This window comes from Thermus albus (genome assembly GCF_022760855.1).
GTDB lineage: Bacteria > Deinococcota > Deinococci > Deinococcales > Thermaceae > Thermus > Thermus albus.
Window position 1 is genome coordinate 34,629 of sequence record NZ_JAKTNR010000006.1, and the last position, 12,528, is coordinate 47,156.

General features: G+C 65.2%; 11 protein-coding genes. 5 read left to right on the forward strand and 6 right to left on the reverse strand.

Annotated features, from left to right (window positions below):
* Position 1: 1 nt before the first annotated feature.
* The gene (locus tag L0D18_RS07505; protein WP_243028264.1) at positions 2-1,057 is read right to left on the reverse strand and encodes a mechanosensitive ion channel family protein; all 1,056 of its coding nucleotides are present in this window, start codon (positions 1,055-1,057) and stop codon (positions 2-4) included.
* 33 nt (positions 1,058-1,090) lie between these two features.
* On the opposite strand from L0D18_RS07505, the gene hemQ reads away from it, so the two are divergent.
* A complete protein-coding gene (gene hemQ, locus L0D18_RS07510) occupies positions 1,091-1,843 on the forward strand; it encodes a hydrogen peroxide-dependent heme synthase (RefSeq protein ID WP_243028265.1) in 753 nt (250 codons plus the stop codon).
* Positions 1,843-2,334 (forward strand): chlorite dismutase family protein, encoded by a 492-nt coding sequence (locus L0D18_RS07515; RefSeq protein WP_243028266.1) that lies wholly within the window; start codon positions 1,843-1,845, stop codon positions 2,332-2,334. Before hemQ ends, L0D18_RS07515 begins: the two co-directional genes overlap by 1 nt.
* A gap of 2 nt (positions 2,335-2,336) precedes the next feature.
* On the opposite strand, the gene ruvA is transcribed toward L0D18_RS07515, so the two are convergent.
* Positions 2,337-2,912, reverse strand: a complete 576-nt coding sequence (ruvA, locus tag L0D18_RS07520) for a Holliday junction branch migration protein RuvA (RefSeq protein WP_243028267.1) — start codon at positions 2,910-2,912, stop codon at positions 2,337-2,339.
* Positions 2,909-3,673: an enoyl-CoA hydratase/isomerase family protein gene (locus L0D18_RS07525; RefSeq protein WP_243028268.1), complete on the reverse strand. Its 765-nt coding sequence runs from the start codon at positions 3,671-3,673 to the stop codon at positions 2,909-2,911. Before L0D18_RS07525 ends, ruvA begins: the two co-directional genes overlap by 4 nt.
* Positions 3,674-3,757: 84 nt before the next feature.
* On the opposite strand from L0D18_RS07525, the gene L0D18_RS07530 reads away from it, so the two are divergent.
* Genes L0D18_RS07530 through lpdA form a run of 3 tightly spaced genes read left to right on the forward strand, consistent with a single transcriptional unit; the run spans position 3,758 to position 9,037 of the window.
* The gene (locus tag L0D18_RS07530; protein WP_243028269.1) at positions 3,758-6,448 is read left to right on the forward strand and encodes a 2-oxoglutarate dehydrogenase E1 component; all 2,691 of its coding nucleotides are present in this window, start codon (positions 3,758-3,760) and stop codon (positions 6,446-6,448) included.
* 11 nt (positions 6,449-6,459) lie between these two features.
* Entirely contained in the window at positions 6,460-7,662 is a 1,203-nt protein-coding gene (gene odhB, locus L0D18_RS07535; protein ID WP_243028354.1) for a 2-oxoglutarate dehydrogenase complex dihydrolipoyllysine-residue succinyltransferase, read from the forward strand.
* A 1-nt stretch (position 7,663) separates the two neighbouring features.
* Entirely contained in the window at positions 7,664-9,037 is a 1,374-nt protein-coding gene (gene lpdA / locus L0D18_RS07540) for a dihydrolipoyl dehydrogenase (protein WP_243028270.1), read from the forward strand.
* On the opposite strand, the gene L0D18_RS07545 is transcribed toward lpdA, so the two are convergent.
* From L0D18_RS07545 to L0D18_RS07555, 3 genes are read right to left on the reverse strand one after another with little or no spacing between them, the layout of a single operon-like run.
* The gene (locus L0D18_RS07545) at positions 9,034-9,429 is read right to left on the reverse strand and encodes a hypothetical protein (RefSeq protein WP_243028271.1); all 396 of its coding nucleotides are present in this window, start codon (positions 9,427-9,429) and stop codon (positions 9,034-9,036) included. The two genes, lpdA and L0D18_RS07545, sit on opposite strands and share 4 nt — an antisense overlap.
* A 23-nt stretch (positions 9,430-9,452) precedes the next feature.
* Entirely contained in the window at positions 9,453-10,880 is a 1,428-nt protein-coding gene (locus tag L0D18_RS07550) for a S8 family peptidase (RefSeq protein ID WP_243028272.1), read from the reverse strand.
* Positions 10,881-10,890: 10 nt separating this feature from the next.
* Positions 10,891-12,456 carry a carboxypeptidase-like regulatory domain-containing protein gene (locus tag L0D18_RS07555; protein ID WP_243028273.1) on the reverse strand — a complete coding sequence of 522 codons (1,566 nt, stop codon included), beginning with the start codon at positions 12,454-12,456 and terminating at the stop codon, positions 10,891-10,893.
* Positions 12,457-12,528 lie beyond the last annotated feature (72 nt).

Genomic DNA, 12,528 nt, shown 5'->3' on the forward strand with positions numbered 1-12,528 from the left:
CTTACGCTCCCTTCTCCAGCCTAAGGGGTTCGCCGAAGTAGAGCTTCTGGTGGGGGTAGGGGATCTCAATCCCCTCCCGGTCCAGGCGGTTTTTGATGCGGCGGCGGAACTCCCGGGCCACGGCCCACTGCTGGGCGGGCTTGGTGCTGAAGAGGACCCGGATGGTCACGGCGCTATTCCCCAGGTTCTCCACCCCCAGGACCTGGGGGGCCTCGGTGAACCTGTCCTGCCACTCCGGGTCCTGGTAAAAGCGCTCGGTTTCGTCTTGGAAGACCTTTAGGACCCGGTCCACATCTTCCTTATAGGCCACGCCCACGTCCACCACCGCCCGGCTCCACTCCTGGGTCAGGACCGTGACTTGGCGCACCTCGGAGTTGGGGATGAAGTGGACCCGGCCCTCCAGGTCACGAAGGACGGTGAGGCGCAGGTTGAAGCGTTCCACCAGGCCCCCGGTCCCGTTGATCATCACGATATCCCCCACCCCATACTGATCCTCCAGGAGGATGAAAAACCCGTTGATGAAGTCCCGGATCAGGTTCTGGGCGGCGAAGCTCACCGCCAAACCCACCACCCCGGCCCCCGCCAGGAGGGCGGTGACGTTGAAGCCCAGGTTGGAGAGCAGGAAGAGCCCCCCCAGGACCAAGACGGTGACCCTAAGCACCGACTCCGCCACCACCCTTAGGGTTTTTCGCCGCACCGCTTCCCGGGTCAGCTCCCCTTCCGCCTCAGGGAGGCGGTCCAGGAGGAGGGGGATAAGCCGGTAGGCGGCAAGGGTGAGGCCCGCCACCGCCAAAATGGCCAGGCCCCGGCTTCCCAGCCACCCCACAAGGGCTTTGCCCCAGGAGGCGAAGGGTTCCAGGGGCCAGGAAAGGGTGTGGGCCAGGTAGCTTAGGGCCAGAAGGGCCACCACCCCCCACCAGAGGAGGCCCAGGGCCTGGAAGAAGCGGTCATCCCGCTCCGTGGGCGTCAGGCGCCCTAGGGCGTTTATGGCCTTGGCCCCATAGCGGCCTAAAAGCCAGGCTAGGAAAAGGGCCAGGACAAGGTGTAAGGCCACCATGTTGGGAGTATATCCCAGGGGTATATTGGGGGCATGGGAGGACACGTACCGGAGCCCACCTTTACCCTGGAGGGCTGGCATATCCTTCACGACTTCCGCCACCTGGACTATGCTGCCTGGTTTTCCGCTTCCGGGGAGGAGAGGCAGGCCGCCTGGGCCGAGCTTAGGGAGATCATGGGGGACTGGGAAAGGGTAGAGGCGGAAGGCAAGGGGTCCTTCGGGGTCTACCAGGTGATCACCCATAAGGCCGACCTCCTCTTTTTGAACCTGAGGGAGAACCTAGACGCCCTTTTGGAGCTGGAAGCCCGCTTCAACCGTAGCCGTTTTGCCTCCTATCTGAGCCCCGCTTACGGGTTCTACTCGGTGGTGGAGCTGGGAAGCCAAGCCGGCCCCCTGGACCCTGAGGCCCCTTACGTCAAACCCCGGCTCACCCCCAAGGTGCCCAAGGAGGGGTACGTCTGCTTTTACCCCATGAACAAAAGGCGAGAGGGGCAGGACAACTGGTACGTGCTCCCCGCCAAGGAGCGGGCCGAGCTCATGAGGGCCCACGGGGAAACGGGGCGCAGGTACCAGGGGAAGGTCCTGCAGGTGATCAGCGGCAGCCAAGGCCTGGACGACTGGGAATGGGGGGTGGACCTCTTCAGCCAAGACCCCATCCAGTTCAAGAAGATCGTGTACGAGATGCGCTTTGACGAGGTTTCCGCCCGCTTTGGGGAGTTCGGGCCCTTCTACGTGGGCAAGTACCTTTCCCCGGAGGCCCTGGCCCGGTTTTTAGGGGTGGAGTGATGCCGGCCCTCTGGTCCATAGGGCTTTTCCGGGTCTTGCCGGAGTTTCGCCGCCTCGAGGCCGAGGTGCAGGAGCACCTGAAGGAGGAGTTCGCGGAGCTTTTGCTCCGCTGGCAAGAACGGGAAGGGTTCCTGGTCGTCTACAGCCTGGTGGGCCTTTCCGCCGAGGCCGATTTCCTCCTTTGGCAAGGGGCTTCCCATCCTAAGGCCCTCCAGGCCTTAAGGCGGGAGCTAAACCGCACCCGGCTCATGGGGTTTGTAGAGCCCATGGCCCTTTACCTGGACCGAGGCGAAGGGGAGCCAGGGGAGGGCTTTTTGGCCCTTTTCCCCTTTGGCCTAGAGGGAACCCCGCCCGCAGGGGTGAAGGTCTTCCAGGGGGAAAACCTCCTGGCCCTGGAGGGGCCCTTTGAGGCCCTTTTTCCCCGGGTCCTGCGGGAGGGCGGCTACCTGGCCGCCCGCCGCACCCCCAGGGAAGCCTTGGATGAGCTTTAGGGCTAACGGAGCCGCTTCAGGGCCTCCTTGATGAGCTCCTGGGCCTGGGCCTGGGGCCTTTGCGCCAGGAGGTCCAGGACCACGCTCCGGGCCTGGCCCTCCTTGAACCCCAAGGCGGTGAGGGCCAGGATGGCCTCCTCCGCCCGTTGGCTCTCCACCTTTTCCCCTGTGAGGAGATGGGAGGGCACCTTGCCCTTGAGCTCTAAGGCCATGCGCTCGGCAAGCCTTTTTCCCACCCCGCTGGCCCCGCTTAAGAGGCGCACATCCCCCTGGGCCAGGGCTTGGGCCAAAAGCCTAGGGGTGAGGGCGGAGAGGAGGGAGAGGGCCACCTTGGGCCCCACCCCACTCACGGAAAGGAGGAGCCTGAAGAGGAGGAGGCTTTCCTCTTCGGGAAAGCCGTAGAGGAAAAGGCCTTCCTCCTTTAGCTCCAGGTGGGTGTGGACCGCCACCTCCTGACCTTCTTTGAGGCTTTCCAGGAAGGGGCTTGGCGCCTGGACCCAAAAGCCCACCCCTCCCACCAGAAGGAGGAACCCTCCTTCTTCCTTCTTCAGGACCGTTCCCTTCAGGTAGCGGATCATCGGCCCGAAAACCTAGGCGGGCGCTTTTCCCGGAAGGCCCTTACCCCCTCCTCGTGGTCCTGGGTGCGGCCTGCTTCCCCTTGGAGGATGGCCTCGAGGGCCAAGGCCTCGGTGAGGGAAAGCCGGTAGGTCTCCAAGAGAAGCTTCCTGATAAGGGCGTAGGCCCGCGTGGGCCCTTGGGAAAGCTCCTGGGCCAGGGCCAAAGCCTCCTGCAAAAGCCTTTCCCCCGGCACCACCCGGTGCACCAGGCCCATGGCCATGGCCTCCTCCGCGGAAAGCCTGGGGGAGAGGAAAAGAAGCTCTTGGGCCTTGGCGAGCCCCACCAGCCTGGGAAGCAGGAAGCTCATCCCCGAGTCCGGCACCAGGCCAATGCGCACGAAGGCGGTGGTGAAGGTGGCCTCCTGGGAAGCCAGGCGCAGGTCCCCCCAAAGGGCCAGGCTCAGGCCCGCCCCCGCCGCCACCCCATTCACCGCCACCACCAAGGGCTTTTCCAGGCCGGCCATGGCCTCCACCACCCGGTTGTAACGGCGGAGGTGGGCCTCGTAATCGGGCTTCTCTTCCCCGAACTCCCCCAGGTCCTGCCCCGCGGAGAAGGCCCGCCCCGCGCCTGTGAGGAGGAGGGCCCGGATTCCGGGGTCCTCCTGGGCCTCCTTTAGGGCCTGGTGGAGTTCGTCCAGCAGGGCACCGGTGAGGGCGTTCAGCTTTTCCGGCCGGTTCAGGGTGAGGAGGAGGACGTTTTCCCGTTTTTCCTTCAGGACCATGGCCCCATTGTAGCGGTCCCAGGGCGCCTACACCGGCTTTTGGTGTAGCGTAGAGAGGGGCGTAGGCCCCCTTTAGGAGGTAGGATGGAGCTCACGCTGGAAAGCCAAGGCTACCTGGAGGCCCTCTACCGGGCCTATCTGGAGGACCCGCTTTCCCTGCCGGAGGAGTGGCGGCGCTATTTCTCCGCCCTCACCCTGGAGGAGGCCCGAAGAGAGACCCTGGAGGATGGCCGACGAGCCACGCCTCCTTTAGAGGTGGACCCGGCCTTCCTCCTCCGGGTGGAGCGCTTGGTCCAGGCCTATCGGGAGCTGGGCCACCTGGCGGCCCGCATAGACCCCTTGGGAAGGGAGCGGCCAAGGCCCAAGGAACTCACCCTCGAGGCCCACGGCCTTTCCCCTTCGGACCTAGGGAAGCCCCTTCCCCCCTTCTTCGGCGCCCCCACCCTGGGGGATCTCCTTAGGCGCCTGGAGGGTTTTTACCTGGGCCCGGTGGGCTTTGAGCTTTCCCACGTGGAACCCGAGGAGCGTGCCTGGCTTCTTTCCCGGATCGAGGCCCCTTGGCCCACCCCCCCCAAAGAGGTGCGCCGGCGCATCCTGGAGCGCCTGATGCAGGCCAGCCTCTTTGAGGCCTTCCTGCAACGCAAGTACCTGGGGGCCAAAACCTTTAGCCTCGAGGGCCTGGAGAGCCTGGTCCCCCTTCTCCTCTTGGCGGTGGAGGAATCCGCCCGCCACGGGGTTAGGGAGGTGGTCCTGGGCATGGCCCACCGGGGGCGGCTCAACGTCCTGGCCCACGTGGTGGGCAAGCCCTTGGAGCGCATCTTCCGCGAGTTTGAGGAGATCTTCCCCGAAGGCTACTCGGGGGATGTGAAGTACCACCTGGGCTTCTCCAACGACCTCATCACCCCCCACGGGAAGGTGCACGTCTCCCTCAACTTCAACCCCAGCCACCTGGAGTTCGTGAACCCCGTAACCCTGGGAAGGCTTCGGGCCAAGCAGGACCGCTTTGGCGACCAGGAAAGGAAGAAAGGCCTGGCCGTCTTGGTCCACGGGGATTCTGCCTTTATCGGGGAAGGGATCGTCCAGGAGACCCTTAACCTCTCCCGGCTTCCCGGTTATAGGGTGGGGGGAACCCTCCACGTGGTGGCCAACAACCAGCTGGGCTTCACCACCCTGCCCGAGGAGTACACCTCCTGCCGCTACCCCACGGACATCGCCAAGATGCTGGCGGTGCCCATCTTCCACGTGAACGCGGAAGCCTTGGACGAGCTTTGGTTCGTCCTGGGTCTGGCCCTGGAGTACCGCAGGCGCTACGCCAAGGACGTGGTCCTGGACCTGGTGGGCTACCGCCGCCGGGGGCATAACGAGACCGACGAGCCCACCTTTACCCAAGCTCCCATGTACGCCCTCATCAGCAAGAAGCCCGAGCCCTGGAAGGTCTATGGGGAAAGGCTTCTCGCCGAAGGGGTGGTGGGGGAAGGGGAAGTTAAGGCCTGGGAAGAGGCCTATCTGGCCAGGCTGGAGGGCGAGTTCGCCCGGGTCAAGGCGGAGCCAGGCCCCGTGGTGCCCCACGGGCTTTCCGGCATCTGGCAGGGGTACGTGGGGGGGGCCGATTCGGCGGTGCCCGAGGTGGAAACCGGGGTGTCAAAGGAGGCGCTAAAAGAGCTTCTCCTTCGCCTAAGCACCGTGCCCGAGGGCTTCCAAGTCCACCCCAAGCTGAAGCGCTTCCTGGAGGCCAGGAGGGAAATGGCCGAGGAGAAACGTCCCCTGGACTGGGCGGCGGCCGAGGCCCTGGCCTTGGCCTCCGTGGCCGTGGAGGGGCATAGGGTGCGCCTTACGGGCCAGGATGCCCTGAGGGGCACCTTTACCCAGCGCCACGCCGCCCTTTACGACTACGCCACCGGCAGCCCTTATATTCCCCTAAAGCACCTGGCCGAGGGCCAGGCGGAGGTGGAGATCCACAACTCCCCCCTCTCCGAGGCCGGGGTCTTGGGCTTTGAGTACGGGTATAGCCTGGACTACCCCGAGGCCTTGGTCCTATGGGAGGCCCAGTTTGGGGACTTCGTCAACGTGGCCCAGGTCTATGTTGACCAGTTCCTGGCCAGCGCCGAGGCCAAATGGAACCGGCTTTCCGGCCTGGTCCTCCTCCTGCCCCATGGCCTCGAGGGCCAAGGCCCCGAGCACTCCTCCGCGCGGCTGGAGCGCTTCTTGCAGCTGGGGGCCAAGGACAACCTCCAGGTGGCCTACCCCACCACCCCTGCCCAGTTCTTCCACCTCCTCCGCCGCCAGGTGAAGCGCCCCATCCGCAAGCCCCTTATCGTCCTCACCCCCAAAAGCCTCCTCCGCCACCCCGAGGTGGTCTCCAGCCTGGAGGAGCTTGCCCAGGGGCGTTTCCAGAAGGTTATCCCGGAAAGGGTCAAGGGGGCGAGGAAGGTCCTTCTCACCTCGGGAAAGGTCTACTACGACCTGGTGCAGAAGCGCAGGGAGGTGGGGGCGGAGGACGTGGCCCTCATCCGGTTGGAGCTCCTCTACCCCTTCCCCGAGGCCGAGCTCAAGGAGGCCCTGGGCTTTTACCCAGGGAAAACCCCGGTAGTCTATGTCCAGGAGGAACCCGTGAACCAGGGGGCCTGGTGGTACCTCTCCGCCCGTTTTTGCGGGGAGATCTACGGGCATCCCTTCCGCGTGGTGGCCCGGCCCGAGTCCCCAAGCCCCGCGGTGGGTTCCTCCAAGGTGCACAAGCAGGAGCAGGAAGCGCTTCTTGAGGAAGCCTTCAAGTGAGGAGGTGGACGGTGCAGGAACTGAACGTGCCCTCCGTGGGCGAGTCCATTGTGGAAGTGGAGATCGGCGCTTGGCTGAAGAAGGAAGGGGAAAGCTTCGCCCAGGACGAACCCCTGGTGGAGCTCATCACCGACAAGGCCACCTTGGAGCTACCCGCCCCTTTCCCGGGCACCCTGGTCAAGGTCCTAAAGGGCACCGGGGAGACCGCCAAGGTGGGGGAGGCCATCGCCCTCCTCGAGGCCTTGGGGGCAGGGGTGGCGGCCCCGGAGCCTCGGCCTGCCACCGCCCCAGAACCCCAAGAACCCCTGGTCATGCCCGCGGCCGAGCGGGTCCTAAGGGAAGCGGGGGTATCCCCGGGGGAGGTGGTGGGCACGGGCCTGGGCGGACGCGTCCTCAAGGAGGACGTGGAGCGCCACCTGGAGGAGAGGGCCAGGCAAGCCCCACCCCAGGCGGTGCCCTCCCGGACGCCTGAGCCCACACCCCCTCCCGCCCAACCTCCTGCCGATCGGCCCTGGCGGGTGAGCGAGGCGGTGCCCATGAGCCCCTTGCGCCGCCGCATCGCGGAAAGGCTCCTCCAGGTGCGGCAGACCACCGCCATGCTCACCACCTTCAACGAGGCGGACATGTCCGCCATCATCGCCTTAAGGAAGGAGCTGGGGGAGGCCTTCCAGAAGAAGCATGGGGTGAAGCTGGGTTTCATGAGCTTCTTCGTGAAGGCGGTGGTCCAGGCCCTGAAGGAGATCCCCGAGCTCAACGCCGAGATCCGGGACAACACCATCCTCTACCACCGTTACTACGACATCGGCGTGGCCGTGGGGGGCGGGGAGGGCCTGGTGGTGCCCGTTTTGAGGGATGCCGATCGGCTTTCCTTCGCGGAGATCGAGCGCCAGATCGCCGACTTCGCCGAGAGGGCCCGCACCAAGAAGCTGAAGCCCGAGGAGCTCATGGGGGGAACCTTCACCATCACCAACGGAGGGGTCTACGGCTCCCTCAACTCCACTCCCCTCCTCAACCCGCCCCAGGTGGGCATCCTGGGCATGCACGCCATCCAGGAAAGGCCCGTGGCCCGGGAGGGGCAGGTGGTGGTGCGGCCCATGATGTACCTGGCCCTTTCCTATGACCACCGCATGGTGGACGGCCGGGAGGCGGTCACCTTCCTGAGGCGGGTGAAGGAACTGGTGGAAAACCCGGTGCGCCTCTTGTTGGAGGTCTAGCGTGTACACCTACGACCTGTTGGTCATCGGGGCGGGGCCTGGGGGGTATGTGGCCGCCATCCGGGCCGCCCAGCTGGGGATGAAGGTGGGGGTGGTGGAGAAGGAGAAGGCCCTAGGGGGGACCTGCTTGAGGGTGGGGTGCATTCCCTCCAAGGCTCTTCTGGAGACCACCGAGCGCATCTACCAGATGAAAAAGGGCCTCATAGGGGCTAAGGTCCAGGGCCTCGAGGTGGACCTCCCCGCCCTTCTGGCCCACAAGGACCAGGTGGTGCAGGCCAACACCCAAGGGGTTGAGTTCCTCTTCAAGAAAAACGGCATCGCCCGCCATTTGGGAAGGGTCCGCTTCCTTTCCGATCGCAAGGTCCTGGTGGAGGAAACGAAGGAGGAGCTATCCGCCCGCTACCTCCTCATCGCCACGGGGAGCGCTCCCCTCATTCCCCCCTGGGCGGAGGTGGATGGAGAGCGGGTGGTGACCTCCACCGAGGCCCTTTCCTTCCCCCAGGTGCCGGGGCGCCTGGTGGTGGTGGGGGGTGGGGTGATTGGCCTGGAGCTTGGGGTGGTCTGGCACCGCCTGGGGGCCGAGGTGGTGGTCCTGGAGTACCTGGACCGCATCCTGCCCACCATGGATGCGGAGGTTTCCCGGGCGGCGGAGAGGATCTTTCGGAAGGAGGGGCTGGATATCCGCACCGGGGTGAAGGTGAAGGCGGTGCGCCCTGAGGGGAAGGGGGCCCGGGTGGAGCTTAGTGGGGGAGAGGTTTTGGAGGCGGACCGGGTGCTTCTCGCCGTGGGCCGCAGGCCCTACACCGAGGGCCTGGACTTGGAGCGGGCGGGCCTCGCCCCCGACGAGAAGGGTCGGATCCCCGTGGACGAGCACCTTAGGACCTCCATCCCCCACATCTACGCCATCGGGGACGTGGTGCGAGGGCCCATGCTGGCCCACAAGGCCAGCGAGGAGGGGATCGCCGCCGTGGAGCACATGGCAAAGGGCTTCGCCCACCTGGACTACCAGGCCATCCCCAGCGTGGTCTACACCCACCCGGAGGTGGCGGGGGTGGGGTACACGGAGGAGGAGCTAAAGGCCCAAGGGGTTCCGTACAAGGTGGGCCGTTTCCCCTACTCCGCCTCGGGCCGGGCCCGGGCCATGGGGGAGACGGAGGGCTTCGTCAAGGTCCTCGCCCACGCCAAGACCGACCGCATCCTGGGGGTGCATGGGATCGGGGCCCGGGTGGGGGATGTGTTGGCCGAAGCCGCCTTGGCCATCTTCTTCAAGGCCAGCGCTGAGGATCTGGGCCGGGCCCCCCACGCCCACCCCTCCCTTTCCGAGATCCTCAAGGAAGCGGCCTTGGCCGCTTGGGAGAAGCCCATCCACCTCTAGGGGGAGAGGCTCAGGGAAAAACGGTAGGGCCCGAGGCTCCAGGTGCCCAAGGCGTAGGCCAGGGGCATCTGGAGCCTCAAACCCCTTTCCCGGTCCTGAAGGGAGAGGAGGAGGCGCTCTGGGGAGGCGGGAAGGGGAAGGGAAACCCGCCCCTCGTTATCGGTGAGACGGATAACCGATGGCGCGGAGGGCAGGCGGTTGGGGGCTAGGGGTTGGAGGATCACCAGGATTCCCGAAGCGGGCTTTTCCTCAAAGAAAACCTCCACCCGCAAGACCGAGGCGGCGAAGGGCTCCCCGGGGGGCTTGGGCTTAGGAACCGGGATCCCTGGGGCCTGGGCTAGGCTCAGGGGCCAGGCGAGGAATAGGAGGAGTGGGAGGAGAAGGGTTGCCATGGGGGTCCAGGGGCCCACCATCCCTAACGGCCCAAGAGGATGTCCAGGCTGGCTTTGGCATCCAGCAAGCCATAGCCGTACTGGCCTCCGGCCGCGTAATCCGGTTTGGCAGCCTGCCCTGTCAATCGGGCGTTGGCTCCTTGCACCAGGGCTTGACGGATCTCCTCAGGGGTGGCCTGGGGTTTGGCGGAGAGGAGGAGGGCCACCACGCCTGTGACGTGGGGCGAAGCCATGGAGGTCCCCTGGAGGAAGGCGTAGGGGTTAGAGGGGTTCTGCGCCACGGGCACGGAGGAGAGGATGGCGGCCCCCGGTGCCACCACGGTGACATAGGGTCCGGTGCTGGAGAAGCCTGCCCGGCGGTTGTCGTTGCTGCTAGCCCCCACCCCGATCACCCCCGGAAGCTGGGTACTGAAGTAAACGGGGTACGAGGGCCGGTTACCCGTGCGGTAGGAGTTGCCCGAGCTGAAGACGTAGACCACCCCCTTCTTGGTACCATACTCCAGGACGTCTTGGAAGGCCCGGCTACGGGCTCCCGAGCCCCAGGAGTTGTTCACCACCTTGGCCCCGCAGTCCGCGGCGTACTTGAGGGCCCGCACCAGCATGAAGTTGGTGCCGCCAAAATAGCCCAGGCCCCTAAGGACCATGATCTTGGCCTCAGGGGCTACACCCACCACACCGATGCCATTGGCGGGAGCGGCGATGGTGCCCGCCACGTGGGTGCCGTGGCCGCCCGAGTCGGAGGGGTCGGGGTCATCGTCCACGAAGTCATAGCCATGGGTTCCTGGACAGGTCTGGCTGTTGGGGTTGGGGTTTTGCCAGAGGTTGGCGGCAAGGTCCGGGTGGCCCAGGTCCACCCCCTCGTCCACCACCGCCACCACCACCCCCTGGCCCCGGTAGCCTTGGTTCCACACCTCAGGGGCTCGGATTCGGTATAGGCCCCAAAGATAGGGTACGTTTTGGTACTGGGTGCCGTCGGGACCCGTGGCCGCCAGAGGGTCGCCGGGGGGAACCTGGACGAAGTAGGGGTCGGTTACGCCATCCGAGTAGGCCTGGGTCTGGAGTCCTTGGGACCTTCCGGGTAGGGTCAGGGTGCTCAGGACCTCCCGGGCGGGGTTGGCCACCCAGTAGTTGGGCTCGACGTATTCCACCTCGGGTTGGGCCTCGTACGCTGCGGCGTAGGCTTCTTCTTGGCCCACGGGCACCCGCACCCGGACCAGTTCACCCCATGTGGGTTCGGAAAGGGCCTCGAGCCTCTGGCTTTGCCCCAGGGCCCTAAGACCCTGGGGGCTTAAGCCGGGGCGGTACTTCACCAGGATTTCCCCAGCTACGGCGGGTTCACCGCCGATCTGAACAAGGGGGGGGTTATGGTTATCCGGAGCCTGGCCCTGGGGTTGCTGGTTGCACGCGGCCAGGGCGAGGGCAAGGGGAATAAGGAACTTTCCTACACGCATCTTTGCCTCCTTACTGGACTCGGAAGGTGCGGATTTCGCTTAGGGATTCCCGGTAGCCCCTTTGGAGGAGCCCTTGGTAAGCCCCTTGGGGGAGAGGGCCTAGGTTCTCCAAGAAAGCCTGGGCCAGTTCCCCCCTGGTGCTGTTGACGGGGTTCCCCCTTAGGTCCTTTAGCCGCGGCCGGTGTTCCAAGTCCACGTACAGCCTGGCTTGCAGGGCTAAGGGGTCCCTGCCTATGTAGTCCAGCATCTCGGTCTGGTCGTCGGTGTAGACGTCCCAGAAGTACGTGGCCCCACCCTGCAAGGGCAAGGGTACGGCGATGGAGGTCTTGGGGGTAAACCCTACCCAGACCAGGTTGCCGCCTCCGTCGTAAACGGAAGCCATGTACACCTTGCCGCCGGACACCGGGTTCCAGGACAGGGTAGGCGTGCTCCCTAAGGTGGCCCCATCCCCTACACCCAGTTTGGGGGTGTCCAGGAAGGTAACGGTTAGGGGCGTGCCCAGGTTGGTACCATCCCGCCAGTGGAAGGCCCGGGAGAAGTCCCGTACTTGGAAGTTGCTATCAAAGCGCAGGGCTACGTTGACGAGGGAGATTTGCTGAGAAGGAGCTCCGGAGGGAATCTTGTAAACCCGCAAAGCCTTGGTGGTGGTCCCGAGGTAGTAGTACTGGCCCAGCTCTACCTCTCCCGAGTGGATGGCGTGGTTGAAGGAGGGGAGGCTAAGGGACAGGGCATTCCACCCCGGGCTATTGGGATCTGGGTTGTACCCTGAAAGCCCTGAGAGGTCGTGGGAGACCTGAAGGGTAGTGACCCGGTTAGGGTTGGCCTGGGGGTCAAAGGCCTCGAGGGCCACATCCCGTTGCGTCGTCGAACCGTTTAGGTAAACCCAGACATCGGGCACGTACTGGAAATGGCTCCAGTAGTACTCCGTGGCCGTTTGGCAGTCACCCGTGTCCGTGCCCGTGTAGTTGCCGGCCCAAAGGCTTCCCGAGGCCGCGTAGAGGTTATTGGTGGAGGCCACGGGGATCTGGTACTGGCCGTTGGTGTCGGTGGTGACCGTGCGGAAGCCTCCAAAGACCACCAGGCCATCCTCACAAGGGGCTGGGGGATCAAAGAGCTGGTTGGAGTTCCTTGGGGTGGAACTCGCCACCGGTTGCCCTCCTAGGGTGACGGTGCCGGTGAGGGTTCCAGACCGTAAGGGGTAGCCGGGAAGGCTCCTAGAGGGGGGTGCTGGCAGGTAGATGTTCATCTCGGAGGCAGCGCCGTAGGGGGAGCGGTAGGCGCTTAGGGGGACTTCCTCATACGTTAAGGCCGCCATTCCTTGTCCTTTGGGGGGAATGACCGTGAGGCTGAAGGTTTGGGCATTCCCGGGTATCTGCAAGGAAAAGCGGCCGTCCAAACCGGTGGCGGTCTCCACCTGGCGGTTGCCCACCTGGGCCACCACCCTAGCCCCATGGACGGGCTGCCCCCCAGCTCCTGGGCTGGTGAAGACGTACCCTTGGATGCCCTGAGGGGGTGGGGTGCAGGCCCAGAGGGCGAGAAGGCTTATGCCTAGGGCTACCGACCAAGCTTTTTTCATAACACCTCCTTGCTTAGGCAGGGTGAGTATACACGGCTAGGCTTAGATGCGTCAAGGGAAACGGATATTCCC

Coding starts and splice junctions, on each gene's coding strand:
- L0D18_RS07525 (WP_243028268.1), bottom strand. CDS start 3,673: ATGGTCCTGAAGGAAAAACGGGAAAACGTCCTCCTCCTCACCCTGAAC.
- ruvA (WP_243028267.1), bottom strand. CDS start 2,912: ATGATCCGCTACCTGAAGGGAACGGTCCTGAAGAAGGAAGAAGGAGGG.
- L0D18_RS07505 (WP_243028264.1), bottom strand. CDS start 1,057: ATGGTGGCCTTACACCTTGTCCTGGCCCTTTTCCTAGCCTGGCTTTTA.
- L0D18_RS07530 (WP_243028269.1), top strand. CDS start 3,758: ATGGAGCTCACGCTGGAAAGCCAAGGCTACCTGGAGGCCCTCTACCGG.
- L0D18_RS07515 (WP_243028266.1), top strand. CDS start 1,843: ATGCCGGCCCTCTGGTCCATAGGGCTTTTCCGGGTCTTGCCGGAGTTT.
- L0D18_RS07545 (WP_243028271.1), bottom strand. CDS start 9,429: ATGGCAACCCTTCTCCTCCCACTCCTCCTATTCCTCGCCTGGCCCCTG.
- hemQ (WP_243028265.1), top strand. CDS start 1,091: ATGGGAGGACACGTACCGGAGCCCACCTTTACCCTGGAGGGCTGGCAT.
- L0D18_RS07550 (WP_243028272.1), bottom strand. CDS start 10,880: ATGCGTGTAGGAAAGTTCCTTATTCCCCTTGCCCTCGCCCTGGCCGCG.
- L0D18_RS07555 (WP_243028273.1), bottom strand. CDS start 12,456: ATGAAAAAAGCTTGGTCGGTAGCCCTAGGCATAAGCCTTCTCGCCCTC.